22 protein-coding genes are annotated in these 17,959 nt (G+C 69.1%); 12 read left to right on the top strand and 10 right to left on the bottom strand.

Going from position 1 to position 17,959, the window contains the following annotated elements:
• Positions 1 to 533: 533 nt before the first annotated feature.
• The 7 genes from ACH4ZX_RS12580 to ACH4ZX_RS12550 form a co-directional block, all read right to left on the bottom strand.
• Positions 534 to 1,502, bottom strand: a complete 969-nt coding sequence (locus ACH4ZX_RS12580; protein WP_398271482.1) for a thiopeptide-type bacteriocin biosynthesis protein — start codon at positions 1,500 to 1,502, stop codon at positions 534 to 536.
• A gap of 12 nt (positions 1,503 to 1,514) precedes the next feature.
• Positions 1,515 to 2,663: a lanthionine synthetase C family protein gene (locus ACH4ZX_RS12575; protein ID WP_398271480.1), complete on the bottom strand. Its 1,149-nt coding sequence runs from the start codon at positions 2,661 to 2,663 to the stop codon at positions 1,515 to 1,517.
• The gene (locus ACH4ZX_RS12570; protein WP_398271478.1) at positions 2,660 to 5,704 is read right to left on the bottom strand and encodes a lantibiotic dehydratase; all 3,045 of its coding nucleotides are present in this window, start codon (positions 5,702 to 5,704) and stop codon (positions 2,660 to 2,662) included. Before ACH4ZX_RS12570 ends, ACH4ZX_RS12575 begins: the two co-directional genes overlap by 4 nt.
• Positions 5,705 to 5,777: 73 nt before the next feature.
• Positions 5,778 to 5,963 (bottom strand): FxLD family lanthipeptide, encoded by a 186-nt coding sequence (locus tag ACH4ZX_RS12565; protein WP_398271476.1) that lies wholly within the window; start codon positions 5,961 to 5,963, stop codon positions 5,778 to 5,780.
• Between the two features lie 62 nt (positions 5,964 to 6,025).
• Positions 6,026 to 7,267: a methyltransferase, FxLD system gene (fxlM, locus tag ACH4ZX_RS12560; protein WP_398271474.1), complete on the bottom strand. Its 1,242-nt coding sequence runs from the start codon at positions 7,265 to 7,267 to the stop codon at positions 6,026 to 6,028.
• Between the two features lie 137 nt (positions 7,268 to 7,404).
• Positions 7,405 to 7,584 carry a hypothetical protein gene (locus ACH4ZX_RS12555; protein ID WP_398271472.1) on the bottom strand — a complete coding sequence of 60 codons (180 nt, stop codon included), beginning with the start codon at positions 7,582 to 7,584 and terminating at the stop codon, positions 7,405 to 7,407.
• Positions 7,581 to 7,985 carry a hypothetical protein gene (locus ACH4ZX_RS12550; protein ID WP_398271470.1) on the bottom strand — a complete coding sequence of 135 codons (405 nt, stop codon included), beginning with the start codon at positions 7,983 to 7,985 and terminating at the stop codon, positions 7,581 to 7,583. Before ACH4ZX_RS12550 ends, ACH4ZX_RS12555 begins: the two co-directional genes overlap by 4 nt.
• A 211-nt stretch (positions 7,986 to 8,196) precedes the next feature.
• Here ACH4ZX_RS12550 and ACH4ZX_RS12545 point away from each other — a divergent pair, with 211 nt between their 5' ends.
• Complete coding sequence (locus ACH4ZX_RS12545) at positions 8,197 to 8,757, top strand: ATP-binding protein (RefSeq protein WP_398271468.1); 561 nt, start codon at positions 8,197 to 8,199, stop codon at positions 8,755 to 8,757.
• Here the strand turns inward: ACH4ZX_RS12545 and ACH4ZX_RS12540 are convergent.
• Positions 8,638 to 9,342, bottom strand: a complete 705-nt coding sequence (locus ACH4ZX_RS12540) for a 2'-5' RNA ligase family protein (protein ID WP_398271466.1) — start codon at positions 9,340 to 9,342, stop codon at positions 8,638 to 8,640. The genes ACH4ZX_RS12545 and ACH4ZX_RS12540 overlap by 120 nt on opposite strands.
• Positions 9,343 to 9,397: 55 nt before the next feature.
• A complete protein-coding gene (locus tag ACH4ZX_RS12535; RefSeq protein ID WP_398271464.1) occupies positions 9,398 to 10,738 on the bottom strand; it encodes a hypothetical protein in 1,341 nt (446 codons plus the stop codon).
• 219 nt (positions 10,739 to 10,957) lie between these two features.
• On the opposite strand from ACH4ZX_RS12535, the gene ACH4ZX_RS12530 reads away from it, so the two are divergent.
• The 4 genes from ACH4ZX_RS12530 (at position 10,958) to ACH4ZX_RS12515 (ending at position 13,957) form a co-directional block, all read left to right on the top strand.
• Positions 10,958 to 11,839, top strand: coding sequence for a Scr1 family TA system antitoxin-like transcriptional regulator (locus ACH4ZX_RS12530; protein ID WP_398271462.1), 882 nt, complete (start codon positions 10,958 to 10,960; stop codon positions 11,837 to 11,839).
• A complete protein-coding gene (locus tag ACH4ZX_RS12525; protein WP_398271460.1) occupies positions 11,836 to 12,090 on the top strand; it encodes a DUF397 domain-containing protein in 255 nt (84 codons plus the stop codon). Before ACH4ZX_RS12530 ends, ACH4ZX_RS12525 begins: the two co-directional genes overlap by 4 nt.
• A 152-nt stretch (positions 12,091 to 12,242) precedes the next feature.
• Positions 12,243 to 13,433, top strand: a complete 1,191-nt coding sequence (locus ACH4ZX_RS12520; protein ID WP_398271458.1) for an amidase domain-containing protein — start codon at positions 12,243 to 12,245, stop codon at positions 13,431 to 13,433.
• 41 nt (positions 13,434 to 13,474) lie between these two features.
• A complete protein-coding gene (locus ACH4ZX_RS12515) occupies positions 13,475 to 13,957 on the top strand; it encodes a hypothetical protein (protein WP_398271456.1) in 483 nt (160 codons plus the stop codon).
• A 125-nt stretch (positions 13,958 to 14,082) separates the two neighbouring features.
• On the opposite strand, the gene ACH4ZX_RS12510 is transcribed toward ACH4ZX_RS12515, so the two are convergent.
• Complete coding sequence (locus ACH4ZX_RS12510; RefSeq protein ID WP_398271454.1) at positions 14,083 to 14,661, bottom strand: HNH endonuclease; 579 nt, start codon at positions 14,659 to 14,661, stop codon at positions 14,083 to 14,085.
• Positions 14,662 to 14,797: 136 nt separating this feature from the next.
• Between ACH4ZX_RS12510 and ACH4ZX_RS12505 the strand changes: the two genes are divergently transcribed.
• From ACH4ZX_RS12505 to ACH4ZX_RS12475, 7 genes are all read left to right on the top strand, one after another.
• Positions 14,798 to 15,160, top strand: a complete 363-nt coding sequence (locus ACH4ZX_RS12505; protein ID WP_398271452.1) for a hypothetical protein — start codon at positions 14,798 to 14,800, stop codon at positions 15,158 to 15,160.
• Positions 15,150 to 15,566 carry a DUF6093 family protein gene (locus tag ACH4ZX_RS12500; protein WP_398271450.1) on the top strand — a complete coding sequence of 139 codons (417 nt, stop codon included), beginning with the start codon at positions 15,150 to 15,152 and terminating at the stop codon, positions 15,564 to 15,566. The genes ACH4ZX_RS12505 and ACH4ZX_RS12500 overlap by 11 nt, the downstream gene beginning before the upstream one ends.
• On the top strand, positions 15,566 to 15,994 hold the full coding sequence (locus ACH4ZX_RS12495; RefSeq protein ID WP_398271448.1) for an HK97 gp10 family phage protein: 429 nt from the start codon (positions 15,566 to 15,568) through the stop codon (positions 15,992 to 15,994). The genes ACH4ZX_RS12500 and ACH4ZX_RS12495 overlap by 1 nt, the downstream gene beginning before the upstream one ends.
• Complete coding sequence (locus tag ACH4ZX_RS12490; RefSeq protein ID WP_398271446.1) at positions 15,991 to 16,431, top strand: hypothetical protein; 441 nt, start codon at positions 15,991 to 15,993, stop codon at positions 16,429 to 16,431. Before ACH4ZX_RS12495 ends, ACH4ZX_RS12490 begins: the two co-directional genes overlap by 4 nt.
• A gap of 76 nt (positions 16,432 to 16,507) precedes the next feature.
• Positions 16,508 to 17,029, top strand: coding sequence for a hypothetical protein (locus ACH4ZX_RS12485; protein ID WP_398271444.1), 522 nt, complete (start codon positions 16,508 to 16,510; stop codon positions 17,027 to 17,029).
• Positions 17,029 to 17,556, top strand: a complete 528-nt coding sequence (locus ACH4ZX_RS12480) for a hypothetical protein (protein WP_398271442.1) — start codon at positions 17,029 to 17,031, stop codon at positions 17,554 to 17,556. The genes ACH4ZX_RS12485 and ACH4ZX_RS12480 overlap by 1 nt, the downstream gene beginning before the upstream one ends.
• 266 nt (positions 17,557 to 17,822) lie before the next feature.
• The gene (locus ACH4ZX_RS12475) at positions 17,823 to 17,957 is read left to right on the top strand and encodes a hypothetical protein (protein WP_398271440.1); all 135 of its coding nucleotides are present in this window, start codon (positions 17,823 to 17,825) and stop codon (positions 17,955 to 17,957) included.
• Positions 17,958 to 17,959: the final 2 nt, after the last annotated feature.

Raw genomic sequence — 17,959 nt, 5'->3', positions numbered from 1 at the left:
CGGGCTCTGGGACAGGCTGAGCAGCAGCCAGCCGGCAGTCGCCACGGAGGGCAACACCGCACGGCAGGCTGTACGGCGGTGCGAGGAATGTCAGGCGTCGTTGTCCAAGTGACAGGCGGATCAGCGCTTGAACTTCGCCGTAACCGCTCAGCTGCTTGCGTCTACTGTCGCGCCGTCTACTTGCTGCGACTCCACCGCCCTCCTCGGTACCAGGACAGCAAGGGTCCTGCGCGCTTCGCGCCGCAGCGTACGACGCCGGGCAAAGGTCGCGGTAAGAGCGAGGACGGAGATCGTGCCCCCGTAGAACACAGCAACGATCGTGGAGAGGAGCCCGATCGGCATCGGGCACGCACCTTTCTTCCCCCGTTCGGCCCGCCTGACTCATAGCCCGGGGGGGGGGGGGGGCGTTGATGCGTTTCCTCTCCACCATGCGCGCGCCGTCAACTCCCGTGCGCAGCATGGCCAACACCGCGAAGACTTGTGGTCACGGCACTGGCGCGCTGAGCAAGCCCGCCGTCTCTCGGCAAGTCCTTTCAGTCACCGAGGATGGCTTCTCGGGCCGCCCGAGCCCAGACGGCCTGCTGGTCGGTCGTGAAGCCCATCCGGTTCCAGTGGAAGAGGACGTGACGAGCCAGGACTCGGCGTATGCCGAGGCTGAGCCGGTTCTGCTGCGCCGCCTCGCCGAGGGCTCGTCCCGCGTTCTGCATTCCAGTAGCCCAGGAATCCAGCGTTGCGAGCGCGCCTCCGGACTGGAGGACGGGCGCCGCGTCCACGGCCAGGATCCTGCGCAGCGGCTCGGCCATGGCGGTGATGCGGTCGGTCGGAATGTCGCCTGGTAGCGGCCGGCTGGCTTCCACTCTGGCCCATACGTCACCCTGCTCGCTCCACTCCAGTCCTGCCGCGCGCAGAAGTACCGAGACGACGAGGAAGGAGGCGGTCTTGCCGTCCGGGAGGCCAGGCGTTTGCGCCTTCTTGTGACTCAGGTACTCGCAGACGCCGACGCTGTCGGTGTGAAACAGGCCGTGAGCGATCCGCATGCCCTCCGGTCCGCCGAACGCGGCCGTCTCCTGTTCGTACAGAGAGGGCCACCAGCGCCGGACCACCCCCCAGGAGACCGCGTCGTTGAGGGCGCCGGTGAGGTGCTTCGCGGCGTCCGCGACACTCGCGTCCTGTCTCGGCCGAACCCGCAGGCGCCAGCACGGATACTTACGTACGAACCACCATGGCCCGACCGGCCCGTCGCCGTGCAAGGAGGGCAGGACGTAAGCCTGGAACGCGCGTTCGGCGGTCGGATAGTCGACGAACTCTATGTGGATCTGGTGCCAGCCCGAGGACGAGAACCGTGCCTCGAGCGCGGCTCGACCGGCCTCGCGGTACAGCTTGACGGCGTCGGCCAGGTGGGCTGGCGGGATACGCACCTTCTCGGCTGCGGCCTCGACCGTCGTCCCCGCGAGGACGGACAGGACGGCCTCCTCCATGGCGCCGCTGCCATGTGCTTCCATCCGGTGGCCTCCTCAGCTCAGGAGCAGGCAGGCATCCCAGTCGCTGACGGGACCCGAGCCCGGTTCGGCGCTCTGGAACGCCAGCGCAGCCCCAGCAGCACCTTCAAGGAAGCCGGCCTCTTCCGGAGGTGGCAGGGCCAGGAAGCGCTGCCGCAGTTCGGGGAGCCGATCGGTGAACGCGGTGGGCGTTTCCGCGTCCTCGGCGACGCGTTGCACGGTGCGGAGCAGTCCACCGACGCCGTGGCAGAGTCCACGGTTGGCGAGCTGGTCGAGCTGGCGAGGGTCGGCGAGGCAGTAGAGCAGGGCCCGCTCGGCCATCCTCTTGCGGTGGTCGTCGTTCAGGGCGATGGCGGCGAGCTGCTGTGCGCGGGCCAGGCCCGGGGTGCCGTAGCACCAGGAGGGGGTGGCCGGCTGGGTCGGGACGGCGGTTGTTTCGGTGACCCATCGCGGCCAACGGCTTCCGCGGTGGTCGGTCTGTCGTATTCGGTCCAGCCAATTGCAGATTCGCGCGATGCCGGTGTCGTGGCCGTCCACGACGACACCCCGACGCTTCGCCAGAGCGAGCAGAGCGAGCGGGCCCGCGATGCCATGAGCGAGGCCCGCGTTGGCGTGGCCGCCCGGCGTCGGCGTCCCGAGACGGGCGGGGGCGTGCCACACCCACCAGCCGGGCAGCGGCTGTCCCTGGTCCCCGGTCACCGGTTCCGTGAGCCGGACCAGGTACCGCAGGACCTGCTTCATCTCCTCGCTGTCCGGCTTGCGCCGCAGCAGAAGGACACCGAGTCCGGTCAGGCCGCGCAGCAGGTCGTACTCGGCGAAGCCGGCGTGCCGTCCCTGGTCGATGCGTGCGTGAGCCGCGGTCAGGCGACGGCGGATCTGCCGGATGAGAACGCCGTCGAGCATCCTCAGGGCGCCGGCGTACCGGTTACTGTCGGCGGCCGCCAAGTGGAGGACGTACGCCATCGCCGGCGCGCCGAGGAACAGGTTCGCCTCGTCGCTGTCGATGAGGGGGCCCGTGGCGGCGACGTGCTGGTGCACGGCCTGCCACGAGTCGAGGTTCCGGTGGGCTCGCTCGATGTCGAGCAGGGTGCTGCCGAGAGGCCCGTGTGCGAGGGACTGACGTACTGCGGTGCTCGTGTCGGGGGCCGGGGGTGCGGTCGTCACCTCGGGACTCCTTCTCCTTGGGCGTGCCAGGACAGTGCGGCGCCGCGGGCCAGACGGCGACAGGCGGCTTCCTGGTCGGGGGCGATACCCGCGACCCGGTTGTGGTGCATGTGCAGCAGGGACGGGAGCACGTCGGCGGGGTCGTTGCCCGCGTCGGTCAGGGCGACTCTGTACTGCTGCAGGGCCCGGCGCCGTGCGGTCCAGGCCGTCACGACGTGGTCGCCACCAGGCAGGGCCCGGAGGGCGGCGAAGTCGGTGTCGGAGGTGCTGAGGCGGACGGCCGCGGTCTGTACGTCGCGTGCGGGGGCGGCACCCTCGGACCTGAGTAGGTGTTCGATGAGCCAGCGGCGCCCGGCCGCGGGGCTGCCCGTGATGGCCTCGGCGATGTCCACGAAACTGGCCGCGGTGACAGCCGGACGCAGCTCGGCCGGGACCTGAAGCGCCATCTGGGCGATGGCCGCGGCGGAGTCGGCGGTGAAGTAGTGCTCCGCGGTCTCCAACCTGCTGCCGGCGCCGTATCGGCCCGTCTCCGGCTGGTCGGTGTCCCACTGGACGCGGCTGACCAGGCCATCCTCACGAAGGGCTGCGGCCCAGCTGGCGACTCGCTGCACGGTCTCCACGACGTCGGCGGGGCCGGACAGCCGAAGCCGCAGACGGAGGTGGGTCTCCGGGTCGCTGTAGCGGCTGAACCACCAGGGCGGCGGGTTGTGGTCCCACCGGGCGAAGAGCGCGGGCAGGTACTTGGTCAGGATCTCCGGGGCCCGGTCGGCGTGGCTGTAGACCTTCAGGAAGGCCCACGGGGAATCGCCGGGCAGACGTCCGGCGTCACGGCGGACGACCACGGTGGCGGCGCTCCGCGAGGCCGGCGGCATGGTCGAGGCGAACGGCATGGTGATCTCGTGCGCGCGGCCCAGCCATCCGTAGGCGTCCTCCTCGGGAGCCTCGTGAAGGGTGAGCACGCCTCTGCGATCCAGGTCGGTGCGCAGCAGCCGCAGGTGTGTGGGTTGGTCGAGGTCGAGCCGCATGCGCTGGTCGTCGTCTCCGACGAACACCGTCCGGGTGACTCCGTACCGGCAGCGCCAGTCGGTGAAACGGCGCGTCCAGACGGCTCCTCCGTCCGCGCCCACATCGCGGGTCCTGAGCCGCCAGCGGGCCGGTGACAGGATGGTGCGCCCGACACGGACCTCCGGCAGGAAGGGCAACCGCTCTGCTGCTCCCCAGGCGAAGGGCGCCAGGACGGCGGTGTGTGAGCGGTGCACCTCGCACAGGAAGCGCACCAGAGGATGGGTCGCGTTGGTGAGTTCGACGGCGTTCATCACCGACGGCTCGATGCGTCGGCCGGTACTGCGCGAGGCGAGGAACAGGCGCCGGGAGTCGGCTCCGACGGCGAGGTCGTCCAGGTCGAGGGCGGCGCCCGGGTTGTGCTCGCCGAGAGAGAGCAGGTGCGACACGACGGAGGGAGAGCGGCTGACGTTCTGTGTGCGCAGACGGAGCGGGGGGCTGGAGATCTGGGCGCGGACTGCCCCGTCCTCCAGGGTGGGAAGGGCTGCGTACGCAGCGCTCATCCGGTCCCGGTCGGGCTGCTCCAGCATGGAGAGGAAGCGGCCCGTGGTGGTTCCGGCAGCCAGTGACAGACCGACGATGCTCACAGCGAAGCGGCCCCGCTGCAGGGCGTCCAGGGAGCTCGCCAGGACGGTGAAGCACAGCTCGACGTGAGCGGGTACCTGGGCGACCTCTCCTACGGTGAGGGCCGCGAGGTCCTCTTCGGTCAGGACGATCTCACGGACCCTGCTCGCCGCGGCGTCCTGGGCCAGAGCGAGGAGGTGTTCGTCGCGGCGGCTCGTCGCGAGGACGGGACGTCTGAGGACCGAGTCGCGGTAGCCGGCCGGGTAGCCGAGCCCGATGTCCGGGTCCACGAGATCACGCACGGGCACGAGGGCACCCATGCTGTAGCGCTCCAGGAAACGTGCGCGGTAGTCCTGCCAGGCCGGAGGGCCCGCCGGGTACGGCGAGGTGCGCGCGACGACGGCAAGGGCCCGCTTGGCCTCCACGGCGATGGCCGCTGGCAGGACGATGTCGCAGTCGGGGCGCAGGTTGACGACTAGGGTGCGGTCGGCCACGCCGGTCACGGCCGTCATTCGGCGGGTCGCGTGGACGCGGATGATCCGCTGCTCGTCGGCGGGAGCATCGTCGTGTCTTGCCAGCAGCTGACGGATCTCCCGGAGCTGCGTCAGGTGGTCGTCGACCTCTGGGATGGTTTCCGCCGCTACGACGTCGAGCTGGGACATGAGGTGGCCCAGAGCGTCGTCGGTCGTCATGGGCGCTTGCAGGCTGGTGAGCAGAATCCGGTTCTCCACCAGGTGGCGAACCATGTTCTCGATGGTTGCGGCAGGGGTGTCCTCGTAGTCGGCGCGTACCTTCGCCACGAGGGTGCCCACGGCGATGGGGGAGCGGGTCAGTTCGAGCACCCTCTCGACGGCGGGTGTGCGCCGCATCGTCCTCTCGAGGGGACCGTCCCTGCCCGGCTGATGGGGGATGACGACCTTGGTGCCTCGGACGGTGTGGGTGGGATCGACCACGACCTGAAGACGTCGTAGAAGGCCGGGATGTCTTTCCAGCGCTTCGGTGACCTCGGCCAGCCACTCCGCGTCCGCGCGGATGGATGTGCGGTGCTCCGTCCCCGAGCGGGCTTCGGCCGTCATGCCCAGGCGTAGGGGAGTGGGGCCGGCGAACAAGCCGAACGGTGTCGCCCGGTGCCGCATCCTCAGCAGGTACCGCAGGAGTGACAGCGTGGCCCGTCGTACGGCACGGGACTGCCGGACGCGACCTGTGAGGACGCCTTGCACCGCCTCGGCCAGCACGGGACTGGCGAACTCGACGGCTGCCGCCGTGGCGTCGGTCGTCCACACCTGCCCGATCCAGTCGCGCCACCGAGCGACGTCCTCGGCGCTGTTTCCGTCCAGGTCCGGCCAGGGAGGCAGCCGGACCGCCAGTGGTTGAGCGGTGGTTCTGATCAGTGACGCGTCAACCACGTCGTACATCGCGATGCCCCCTTCTGTGATCGCGGTGGTGGGGGGGCCGGCACCGGCTGGCAGCGGCCCCCCCACCGCAGGTTCATCCGCCGATGCAGGTGCTGTTGGAGCAGGCGGACTGGCACGTGGAGCCGCAGCCGTCACCGGTGTCGTTGAGCAGACCCGGTACGACCGGCGCGCCCGCGATGGTCTCGATGTCGAGGTCGAAGTCGGACTCGGGCGTGAAGTCCGTGGCGGCCTTCAGGGTGGTGCTGCTGTGTGGTGCCATCTCGCGTCCTCCTGTGAGGTGTTGGGATGTGCCCTTGCGGCCTGGCCGTGGCTCTCGTCGAGCTACGGCCAGGTGATCGTGACCCGCGTGTGGCGTCGGTCGATGACGCGACCTGCGGGAAGACGGTCGTCCGGCGTTCCGGCCGGAAAGACCTCGATGAACGCCCGGTGGGAGCGGTGCTCGCGGTCCCACGTCCGGATCTCCTCCACCAACCGCTCGGCGACCTCCCGGTCGCGGGGGCCGTGGCCGACGGCGCCGAGCTCGAAGCGGTCGGGGTCCCAGGTGGGGCGTACGGTGCGGTAGGCGAAGCTGCCGGCCTCGACCAGGGCCGGGATGCCGTGCGGTGAGACGGAGGCGACGATGCCGCGCTCGCGGGCGCCCGGCTGTGCGGTCAACAGGGGCAGGTTGTCGAGTGCGGTCGTCAGCCACAGGTCGAGGTGCTCGTTCGACTCGTTGGCCGCGAGCGTCACCCCGGACCACGACCTGACGGATGGCGAGAGCAGAGCGGCCCGAAGGACGTCGGTGTCCGGCTCCGGGTGGCCGTCCAGGCGCAGGCCGACCTCCTCACCTTCCGCCTCGTGCAGGAGAGCGAGGCGGACGCGGTTCTCGCCGACGCCCTGCATCGGCACGAACCCGCACAGCTCGAACCCGTCGCTGACCAGGCGATCACCGTCACGGACGAACGCCACGGTGCGGGTCATGCCGCGCATCCGCAGCGGCACGACGAGTCGCCCACCGTCCTTGAGCTGCTCCCGCCAGGCCGGCGGGATGTCAGCGGCCTGTACCGTCACGATGACGCGGTCGTAGGGAGCGTGCTCCGGTACGCCGTTCTCCCCGTCCGTGGTGACGACTTGGACGCTGTCGTACCCCGCCTTGGGCAGGAAGGCCGCGGCGCGCTCCGTGACGTCCGGATCGATGTCGACCGTCACCACCATGCCGTCCCTGCCGACGATCTCAGCGAGGTACGCGGCGTTGACCCCGCCGGATCCGATCTCCAGAACGCGCATGCCCGGCCCGAGCTCGGCCTGCTCGATCTGCATGGCCTGGATGCGCGGGGCTGAGACGGAGCTGATCTGGATGCCCTCGGCGTCGGTCTTCGTGATCAGTGCCCGTTCGACGTCGTAGGTCGTGGCGACGTCCTCATCGGGCGTGGCGAGGTGCCGTGGGACCTTGCGGAACGCGGCAACCACGTGACTGCTGCGGAGCGCGCCGAGCTCGATGAGCTGCTGGACCATGTCGTCGCGCAGCTGTTGGTCCGTCCTCTGGGTGTTGTCGTCGGTTTGCATGGCGGGGACGTTGTCCACGGATCCTTCTCCTTCTCGGCGCGCGCCGAGGGCTTGGGGTGTTTTGCGGTCTGCTCTCCGGCCGGCTCGGTCCAGGGGACCAGCCGTCTGGTGCCGGAGAGAGGAATTCGGAGCCTGACACCCGGACACGGCCTCCACTACTGGATCCGGCCGATGAAGAAGGTCGCCAGGAGGCTGCTGACCGAGATCACGGGGAGGAAGACGATCTGGAAGAGTCCGAAGCCGAAACGCCCCGCGTACGCACCCGGGTGACGTAGTGCCCACCGCGCCTGTGCCGCGGTCGTACGTGGTCCAGGCGCCTGCTTCTGCTCGGTCACGCCGCCCCCGGCAGCAGTGATCGGCTCTTCACCGGGGTGTCGATGCAGGAGGACGTGAGGATGTGGGCACCCGTGCGGGCCTGCCAGGAAGCAAGGTGCTCACTGTCCGGTCCGTATCCGAGCATCACCATCAGCGGCGTGACGATGCCCGCGGCTCTGCCCTGCTCGATGGCGGCGAGAGCGTTGTGCCAGCCGTGGCATCCCGCACGGCTCTCCATGGGATCCGCCCGGTCGACGTACTCCTCCACCACTTCACAGGCTGCCTGCCGTGCGTACCGGCGAGCGGCCCTGACCGAGTTGTCCGCTGTCGCGTCGAGCGACGGGGGTAGGCAGGCGTACAACACCAGGCGCGTACCCGGGGGCACCTCCGGTGGTGCCGTCTGCCTCACACTGCTGCTCATTCCGCGATACCTCCAGCCGGGTGCGCCGAGACGCCGGGGGCCGGCGCCTCGACGAAGAGCCTCGCCGGGGGCGGTCGGCGGCGGTACGCCGTCAGCACGCCGTTCGTACGCCGTCCGGCAGAGCGCGAAGAGGTGGAGGCACGACGTACCGCCGCGGCTCACGTGTGGAGAGGCTGAGCGGTCCAGTACCTACCTGAAACGAGAAGCGGCGATGGACGCGGTGGACGAACAGCGCCTCTGCAGGCGGACACCAGTACGGCGTCATTGGGTGAAGCTGGCCGGCTGCGCCGAGCCCTCGGGCCTCGCGCGCAGGCACGTACGTCAGACCCTCGAGAGACGCGCCTCCCCGGAGCGGGTCGACGACGCCGTCCTGGTCGCCTCAGAGCTCGTGGGCAACGCGCTCAGGCACACGGCCGGCGGTCCGGACCGTATGTGTGTGGAGGTCTACCGCGACCTGGCGGTACTGCGCGTCCAGGACGCGGGACGGGACGTCTGCAGGGTGCGGGCACGCTCCACGGAGGTGTCAGTGGACGATCCGGCGGACAGTGGTCTCGGACTCTTGCTCGTTGGGGAGTTGGCCTCCGGGTGGTCGGTCCGGCCGACCGAGACCGGCAAGGAAGTGATCGCGGTTCTCACCCTGGACACTGGTGGGCTATCCGAGCGGGACACTCTCCCGGACGTCCCAGCGGTACGTCCGCCCCTCCCGACGGAGCTCCACCAACTGGACGGTGGACACGACGAGTTCGACGGCCGGGAGAGCACGGAGTCCTGAGACCGCCTCCACGACGGGGGCAGCGGGGCGTCGACGGTTGTTGTACGCGAGGCTCAGATGCGGACGGAAGGCGGACGTGGGCTTCTTCGGGGCCAGACCGACGCCACTTCCTGCCTCGGCCAGTGCGTGGTGCACCCGGAGCAGGGGTTCCCAGGGGCCAAGGGACAGACGGACGGCGCCACGGGAGCCGGCCAGCGGCATGGCACGCACGGAGAACGCGGAGGGCAACAACACCTCGGCATCCCGCGCCAGGCTGTCCAACTCGTCGAGGGTGACGACGTCCGGCGTTCCGACCCGGGCGAGGGTGATGTGCAGTGCGTCCGTCGGCACCGGGTCGAGCCCGAGGGGCGCCAGCCTCTCCTGGCAGTGCCCGGCGAGGGCCGCGAGCGGCTGGTCGTCCGGGAAGGTCAGCATCCAGTAGTACGCCCGGCTGCCGTCCGCCCAGCCGGGGCGTGCCCAGTGGTCGGTCATCTCGCCGAGTGCGCTGAACGCCGCCCAGTCGTGGGCCGCGGTGACCGCCGGATCGTGCGTGTCGGCGGGGGGCTCGGCGGGGAACGCGGCGGGATCGGCGCTGAGCAGGGGCACCCGACGTACTCCTTAGGCATCACACGGCCCCTGACTGGGACGACGCCGACAGCGCCTACGACGCGGATGACGCCATGGCCAGGGCCGCTGGCTGCGAGCTCCAGGTCCGGAACTCGTCGCCATAATCCCGTACCGCCGGGTGCTCACGCCACGACCCGGCCTGCTCGTGCAGGTCGCGGGAGCGCTGGTAGACCGAGCTGATCGGTGTGTCCGCGCACAGCCGCAGGGCCTCACGGCCCAGCGCCATCGCGTGGTCGACATCGGGCGTGCGCTGCTGCAACAGCGCGGTGGCGACGTCGAGGCGTATGAGCGAACGGCTCCAGGAGGAGGACGAGTGTTCCACCAGATCGTCGATGCGTTCGGCGTCGCGCAGTACCTGCGCCGTGTTGCGCAGCGCCACGTGTGACGTGACGGCGTTGGCCAGCGTCCGGGCCCGCCCGTACGGCTTGAAGGAGATGCAGGAGGTCAGCCCGACGGATACCTCGTGGAGGTCGGAGAGACGGAGTGCCTGCCCGATGGCCCGCTCGACGGCCCGCCGGTCACCGGTCTTCCCGAGAGCCCGGGCCCGGCCGTTGGCGAGCAGACGGATGGACTGGGCGTGTCGGGGAGCTTGCTCGACGGCCGCTGCGGCACAGGCGTCCGCCTCGGCGTACCGTCCGGCGTAGTAGAGGCTGAAGGAGAGGGTGCCGCACGCCCAGAGCTCGGTGTCCAGATCGCCGATCTCACGACTGAGATCCCGGGCCTCCGTGCAGTACGCCTCCGAGAGCGCGAAGTCGCCCGTGTTCACCGCCATGTAGCCGAGCAGGCCGGAAGCGCGGGCGGCGAGGCGGAAGAGCTCCCTGCGTGCACGAGGAGGCTGACGGCCGTCGAGGAGGGTGTGGGCGAGCTGCCGCGCCTGGCGGGCCTGGGGCCGGAGGACGTAGGGCCCGTCCTGTTCGTACCGGCTGGTGATGCCCTCCAGGGAGGCGCCGAGGAAGGCGAGCGTGGCGTCGTCCGCGTTGCTGGCCGTGAGTTGCCGGGTCCGGCTGACGATGTCCAGTGGGTTCTCGTCGTCCTCACGTGGCGGAGGGAGACTCGTCACCTGCCGGCGTGTCCCCGGCTCCTCGGCGCCGTCGTGTGCGGAGTCGCCGTCCTCTGACGTGGAGAACAGCTCGGACACGGGTCTGCCGAGCATGTGTTCCAGCACCCGGCAGGCGTCAGGGCGGGGGAGCGTCAGTAACTCGCCGCCGTACCAGCGGTCGAACTGGCGTGAGGAGACCCGGAGGGACGCCAGGCGGGGGTCGCGGTCGAGTTCCGCCAACCTGGCGGCGGCTCTTTCGTACTGGGTGGCGAAAGCCTCGTGCGTCGTCAGGTGCCGTTGCTGGAGCAGCTGCCGGAGCAGCGTTGTCCGTGGCATGGCCCACCCTCCCGGTGCGGCGTGCGGGACCGACTCGGAGGCGCGTGCCGGTGGCGGGGTGGCGAGCGTCGCCCATCGGTCGGTTGCGGCACACGCACAAGCGAACGCGCGCCGTGACTGCTGACAGCATGCCGAGGCAACCACCAACTGGGCAACATGTCTTGAGAAGTTGCCCCGTATGGGTTGTAGAGGCGCCGTCGGTCCGGAGAGACTCCCGGCATGGCCCTCAAGAGAAGCCTGGTCCCGCAGTCGGTGTACCGGCGACAACTCGCGGCACGGCTGAAGGAGCTGCGCGACGCGACCGGGCTCACCCTCAGCGAGGTCGCCGATCAACTGGAGGTCAACCAGGGGTCGCTGAGCCGGATCGAGAACGGCGAACGCGGTACGACACCGGTCCTCGTCCGGGCCCTGCTTGACCTGTACGGCGTCGACGACGAGGACCGGCGAGCCGACGTGCTCGACCTCCTCCGGGCGGACAAGGAGCAGCAGAAGCCCTGGTGGCGGAAGTACTCCACGGTGCTCACCCCGACCCGCTACGACGGGTACCTCGCGCTCGAGGCCGGCGCGACGCACCTCGCCAACTACCAGCCGATGCTCGTGCCGGGACTGCTCCAGACCGAGGACTATGCCCGTGCCGTGATCTCCCAGATGAGACAGGACCTGTCCCCGCCGCAGGTCGAGGCCCTGGTCAGGGTGCGCATGGAGCGCCAGAACAGCCGACTGGGCGGTGAGACCCCCGCCAGGCTGTGGGCGATTCTCGACGAGGCCGTGCTGCGCAGGACGGTCGGCTCCGTCGAAGTGATGCGCGACCAGATGCGGAGGCTCGTGGAGGCGAGTGAGCAGGCGAACGTCACCGTGCAGCTGCTGCCGTTCTCGCTCGGCGCGCACCCCGGGCTGTACGGTCCGTTCGTCATCCTGACCTTTCCGGACCCCACGCCGAACCTGGTGTGGCTGGAGAACCCCAAGAACTCCGTGTATCTCGAGTCCCCGGAGGACGTGGACAACTACACGGAGATCTTCGACCAGCTGAGGGCCTGTGCCCTCAGCCCGTCGGAGACCCGTACCCGCATCGCACAGATCAGCAAGGAGCTCGGAGAGTGACCACGCCCAGCACGGCCGCCCCGCACGACGTCGATCTCGCGCACGCCCGGTGGCGGAAGAGCTCGTACAGCGGGGGTGCGAACGACTGCGTGGAGATCGCGGAACTGGGAGAGCATGTCGCGGTGCGCGACTCCAAGGACATCAGCCGTCGGCCGCTGCTGATCTCGAAGACGGCGATGCGCACGCTGGTCGAGGGGCTCGCCGGTGGGGGACTCGGTGTGCGTCAGACGGACCTCAACCCTCACGGCTGATCTGCCCGTCGCCGCTGTCGCACCAAGGCGTTTTCTTGATCAGGAATCGGTCATTCCGGGATCAAGAACCCGCCAGGTGGGAACGTCCTGTTCGAATTGAACCTCTTGGCGTACAGGCTGACCACGACCAGTCAGCTTGATCAGGGGGTTTCATGCGTACCGCGCAGCACAGACAGGCGCTCGCCGTAGTCGCGACCACGGCGGCAGCGATCCTCGCGCTCGTCGACATACCGGCGCACGCTGAGTCATCGGCTTCAGTCGCGTCGCCCACGGCGAGCGCGGACAGCACCGAACTCGCTCAACTCGCCGAAGGGTATCTGCAGCAGCGAGCCGACATGCTGACGACTTCCCGCCCGACGGCACGAGCCGCCATCGCCCACGTGCAGGCCACACGTTCCATGACGGCACAGGTGGAGGACGATCTCACCGCTCTCGCGAAGAAGGGCGAGCGGTACAAGGCGGTCGACGGCGGTTACACAAAGGCTGAGGTCGACGTGAAGCCCGGCGACCTGACCGTCTCCGGCCAGTCGGCGACACTGCAGCTCACCGAGAACACGCGCCTCTACCTCCCGTTCACGCCGCAGGAAGTCGAGGACGGTGCACCGGAGTACGAGGAGCTGTCGCTCCCACACACGGTGAAGTTCACCCAGGGCTCCGACGGCGCATGGCTGCTCTCGTCGGACAAGGCGGACGCGGAGGGCGGCCCGACGCCGACGACACAGGTCACCGACGCTGACCCGGACAGCGGTCCCGATGCCGGGGGCGGCAAGTCGGACGAGGACGAGGGAGCCAAGGAGGACTCGTCGTCCACCGAGTCGCTGCCCGACAGCAGTGCCGACGCCTTCGTCAGGCCGGCGGCCTCCGCAAGCTACAACTACGACAAGATGGTGTCGTACGCGAACAAGTACTGGGACCACCACAACGGCGCCTACCGCACGTACAGTTCCGACTGCACGAACTTCATCTCGCAGTCCATGCTTGCGGGCGGGTGGGGTCCCGCAGGCGGCTCTCTCATCCAGCGCACCAGCAACAAGTACTGGTTCTACGGACCCAGCACGCTGTGGACGTCCTACACGTGGGCGGGCGCCGAGAACTGGTACTGGTTCGCGTCGAAACACTCGAGAAGAACCAAGATCCTCGACAACGTGTGGAAGCTGGACAAGGCGGATGTTCTCCAGGCCGACTGGAACCGCAACAACGTCGTCGATCACTCGATGATCGTCACCAAGAGATACCGCGGTACTCCCTACCTGACGTATCACAGCGGCGACACACACAACAAAAGCCTGAGCAAGCTCCTCTCGGACCACCCGCGTACCTGGTGGTACGCACACCGCACGTGACAGGCTGCTGCTCCCTCACAGGAGATACATAGGAGTGTGCTGTGAAACGTCGACGGCTTTTGGCCGTGGCGGCCGCCCTGGTTGTCGCATCCGGCTGCTCATCAAACGACAGCGATGAAGCCGGCCCTGGAAATTCGAAAACCTCACCGTCGAGTTCGGCATCTTCCGACGGGGCACGCAAGGCCGTCGAAGCCTACGTGCAGGCTCTGAACTCCCGTAGCGCGAAGGCGCTGATCGAAGTCGGCGGCGTGAAGGACGAGGAGTGGTCCAGGAAGGAGGCCGCCCAGATCCTCGCCACCCGAGGGGGGCGAGGGTGGAAGATCAAGGATCTTCAGATCGACCACGACATGGGCCCGGACACCGGATCCGCCCGCCTCGTGGCCGAGGACAAGGCCGGCAAGTCTCTGAACGACACCTTCACCGTGACGCGGGAGAAGAGCACCACCTGGCACCTCGTGGTCTTCACGCACCAGACGCCTGAACCGGGCAAGGATCCCGCCTCAACTGACAAGTCCCAGACCTGATCATTCGGTTGGCGTTGGTCTGCACCCTTGACCGGGCGCAGACCGACCAGCCTCCCTGCACGGGGTTACTGGTTCAGGGGGCGATGATCAGAGGAATAGATGACCGAGGATTTCCGTGACGCGGCTCAGCCGTCGATGTCGCCCATGATCTGGGCTGCCAAGGCGATGGCATCCGCCCCAGGCGTCCGGTTACGCCGCCCTGGTCCGTGCTTGCCGTAGAGCACGCGATCCGCCAGCCGTTCCCGGGCCGCCGCCGGCGCCTTCTGACCCCAGGTGTGGGAGTCGCTGTTACAGAACAGATGGGCCAGGGCGACGTTGTCCAGAGTGTCCGTGCCACCCGCCATGATCTCGACGAGGTGATGGACGCTCGGGGAGCAAGGATGTGGCGACCTGAACGTGCGGTCGACCGTGCTGTGGCAGATCACGCAGCGCCACCCGTCACGGTCCCCTATCTGTGCCGGGGTGTAGACGTCCCGTGGACCACTCTCTCGTATGCGTTGTGCGCGCCGACGATTCTGCCGCCGTTTGATCGCCCGGTGACGCTCTGCCTTCTTCTCCTCCTCGGTGAGGCCGCACCATCGGTCTTGATCGAGTACGTCGAACGTCCACTGACCGGGGCGTCCCCCGCTGACCTCGACGACATGGAGGCGCTCCTTGCGGTTCTGCTTGTCCTCTTGCGCACCGCTGGGGCGTTGTTCGTTCACGAGTCCCATTCTGCGCGCGTCATCGTGATCGTGTACCGGTACGGCTTCAAGAGCGCTCGGGCCGGAGATGGTCAAGCACTGCCCGTTTACATGGTTCGGCAGCCATTTGCTCCCGAGGTGGGTTTAGGCTCCGCCGGTGACGACGCCAATCCGTTTTCAGATGGCTTTCGACGGGCGCTCCTACACCGTCGCGGTCGACGGGCAGGACGTAAGCGACCACGTGGCCGCAGTGGCAGTCCAAGCCGTGCCTCATGATCTGCCACGTGTCGTGTTGCAACTGAGGCCGACGGCGACGTGGCCAGCTGAACTTGACGCCCTCGCCAGAGTTGAGATCGGCGCTCCTCCGGACCCCGGACCTGCCGCCGCCATGTTTCTGGAGGCACTGGACCCTCTGGAGGTCGAACGGGCGGCTCTCGCTCGCATGGATATGGAGAACGTGCCTGGCGGTGGTACGGCCGCAGTGCTGCGGCAGTTGGCGGAGTGGGCCCGTGGCGCTTGATCTGTCGGGTGTCCGCCGGGTCGTGGAGAAGCTTCTCGACGACGAGCTGCAGTTGTGGCGGGACGCGGACGGTGACGCGGGAGACGAGCTGGATGAGGTGACGGGCGCGCTGAGGCCCGTCGGCCAGGCGCGTGTGCTGCTCTGGGACGGGCCTGGGGCCATCATGCGTCCGGGGCAGCTCTCGACCGCCCCGCCTCTGGACGGAGCGGTCGCCTCGTTCGCCGCCCCAACCCCGTACCAGGCGCTGCTGCCACTGTCCGCGCCGCAGGCGATGGTCGACGACGTGTTGAGCGTCTCCCGTTCCGTGCGTGACGAGCAACTGGTGGGCCGCCGGTTCCGGGTGGCCGAGGTGGCGGTCGGCACGCACGCGGTCGTGCGCGTGGTGCGCTTGGAGGTGATCAGCTGATGGTGATGAACCTGCACCCCAACGCTCATCCCGACGCCGTCGCGCTCCGGGACCCGATCGAGCTCGCCGCGGCGCTGTCGCGGTTGGGTCCGGCTGTCCGTGCCCGTACGCGCGCGATCACCCGGCATCACGCAATGCTGCTACGGGTCCGCATCCAGAAGAACGCCTCAGGACGGCCCGGGCCGAACGTGATCACCGGGCGGTACCGGGCGTCGTGGAACGTGAAGGTGTCCGTGGCCGGCGGCCGTGTCAGCGCCGTCGTGTTCACGGACGCTCCGCAGTCCCGACGGCTGGAGTACGGCTTCGTCGGCGTCGACCGGCTCGGGCGGCACTACCGGCAGCCCCCGTACCCGCACATCGAGCCCGCCTTCCGTCAGACCGAACCCGGATTCCTCGAGGCCCTGCGGACGGGGGTGCTGCCCCGGTGACCCTGCCCCGGTTGCCGCTGACCAGGGCGCTCGTCGACGTGCTCGCGACCAGCATCGGGCGGCCGTGCGGTCTCACGGTGCTGCCACGCGCCGCAGAAGGCAAGCCCCCCGCCTTCCCGTATCTGATCCTCGACAGCCTGCCCGGTGAGTTCTCCGGGCCGGGGTTCGCCGACTGGCACGCGGACGCGACGTGGACGTACCAGGCCACCAGCGTCGGCGAGCGAGCCGACCAGGTGCAGTGGCTGGGCGACCGGGTCCGCGCCGCACTCTTCGAACGCACGCCGAGCGGTTGGCGTACGGAGATCACGGTGCCCGGACTCCGCCTCATCGACCGCGAGTTGACCTATGACGCCGCCGGCGAGCCGGTTGACGGTTCGCAGGGCAGTATCGTTACCTACGTACAGCGGTTCACGATCACCGTGACGCCTGGCGCCTGACCTACGACATCTCACCGCGGAGCCACGCGGACGCCTGGCCACCGAGCCCGGCGCAGCACCCGTCCAGGAGTGCCCCGTGGCTCAGCAGCGCTTCATGCGCCGCGGCATCACCAAGATCTACTGGTTGAGAGGTGTCGCCGCCGAGTCCAAGATCCCCACCCGTGCGGAGCTCTCCGCACCCAACGCCACCGACCTGACCGAGGCGATCAGCGACGTCGACGGCTGGTCGTTGACGAACGAGGCGATCGAGACGCCGGACATGGCGTCGACTTTCTCGTCGTCGATCCCCGGCAACGACAAGGCCGACAACTCGTCGATCACCTTCTACGAGGACCAGCTCAGCGACACCATCGAGACGCTGCTGACCAAGGGGACCGTCGGCTTCGTGGTCTTCCTGCGTAAGGGCGACATCCCGGGGTCCAGGTCGATGGACACCTTCCCGGTCCAGGTCGCCTCCCGCACCGCGCAGTACAACGCGGGCAACGAGGCTGCGAAGTTCCAGGCCGTCTTCTCCATCACCTCCCCGCCCGCGCTCGACGCCCCGGTCCCGGCTGCGGCGACGGCCTCCACGGCATCGGCCGCGAAGGAGAGCAGCTGATGGGCGGCAAGGGTGCGGCGTCCTGGGAGGAGAAGATGGAGCGGCTGCGCCGCCGCTCGCTGCCAGAGCGCGTTCTGCAGATCTGCGACGACGCAGCGCTGCGGGCAGCGTACGACGAGGCCAGTCGGGCCGCCGACCGAGCGCGGATCCTGGCCGAGAGCGACCCGGACAACGGCGTGCTGGCCGAGCGGGCGTCTGCCGCGGCAGACCGGTGCGAGACGGCTGCCGGCGCCCTACGAGAAGCCTCGGTGTTCCTAACCTTTCGCGCTCTGCCGCGGCCGGTCCTCGAGGAACTCCTCAATGCTCACCCTCCGACCGACGAGCAGGCCGCCGACGGTGCCGCGTTCAACCCCGACACCTTCCCAGCCGCACTCATCGCCGCCTCCTCCACCGACGGCATGAGCGAGGCCGAGGCCCGCGAGCTGCTGGACACCTGGTCCGCGCCGGACGCCAACGCCCTGTGGGAGGCCGCCTGGGAGGTGCAGCAGGAGTCCCGGACCACGCGGGCTGATCTGGGAAAAGACTGAAGGCCGACCCGTGGCTGCGGGCCGAGCTGGAGCTGTGCGAGCAGTACGGCATCCCTCACTCGCAGTTCCTCGGCGGGAACGGCCGCTGGAGTGACCTGGACCGGGCAAAGGCGCTGGCCTGGCAGCAGTGGCAGCGCACCCTGTGCCCGGACTGTCGTACCCGGCTCGACGAGTGGGACCCGGCCAGGGGAGGGGACCGACACGCGTACGTCACGGACACCGTCCGTTGCCCGGGCTGCGAGCTGATCGCCCAGGAGCGGGATCAGGTGCCCGAGGGGCGCTCCGGGTACGGCGTGAAGGTCACCCTGATGCCGCGACCGGCCTACGAGGCACTGCACCGCAACGGCCGTGACGAGCAGTGCGTGCAGACCCAGCAGACCGATCCAGCGGACGGACGGTGAGC

This window comes from Streptomyces sp. NPDC020490 (genome assembly GCF_044335305.1).
Lineage (GTDB): Bacteria > Actinomycetota > Actinomycetes > Streptomycetales > Streptomycetaceae > Streptomyces.
Note: the sequence above shows the minus strand (reverse complement) of the source record. Positions and strands in the feature narration are given on the sequence as shown.

Coding starts and splice junctions, on each gene's coding strand:
- ACH4ZX_RS12580 (WP_398271482.1), bottom strand. CDS start 1,502: ATGGAAGCACATGGCAGCGGCGCCATGGAGGAGGCCGTCCTGTCCGTC.
- ACH4ZX_RS12570 (WP_398271478.1), bottom strand. CDS start 5,704: ATGTACGACGTGGTTGACGCGTCACTGATCAGAACCACCGCTCAACCA.
- ACH4ZX_RS12565 (WP_398271476.1), bottom strand. CDS start 5,963: ATGGCACCACACAGCAGCACCACCCTGAAGGCCGCCACGGACTTCACG.
- ACH4ZX_RS12550 (WP_398271470.1), bottom strand. CDS start 7,985: ATGAGCAGCAGTGTGAGGCAGACGGCACCACCGGAGGTGCCCCCGGGT.
- ACH4ZX_RS12545 (WP_398271468.1), top strand. CDS start 8,197: ATGGACGCGGTGGACGAACAGCGCCTCTGCAGGCGGACACCAGTACGG.
- ACH4ZX_RS12535 (WP_398271464.1), bottom strand. CDS start 10,738: ATGCCACGGACAACGCTGCTCCGGCAGCTGCTCCAGCAACGGCACCTG.
- ACH4ZX_RS12530 (WP_398271462.1), top strand. CDS start 10,958: ATGGCCCTCAAGAGAAGCCTGGTCCCGCAGTCGGTGTACCGGCGACAA.
- ACH4ZX_RS12520 (WP_398271458.1), top strand. CDS start 12,243: ATGCGTACCGCGCAGCACAGACAGGCGCTCGCCGTAGTCGCGACCACG.
- ACH4ZX_RS12495 (WP_398271448.1), top strand. CDS start 15,566: ATGGTGATGAACCTGCACCCCAACGCTCATCCCGACGCCGTCGCGCTC.
- ACH4ZX_RS12480 (WP_398271442.1), top strand. CDS start 17,029: ATGGGCGGCAAGGGTGCGGCGTCCTGGGAGGAGAAGATGGAGCGGCTG.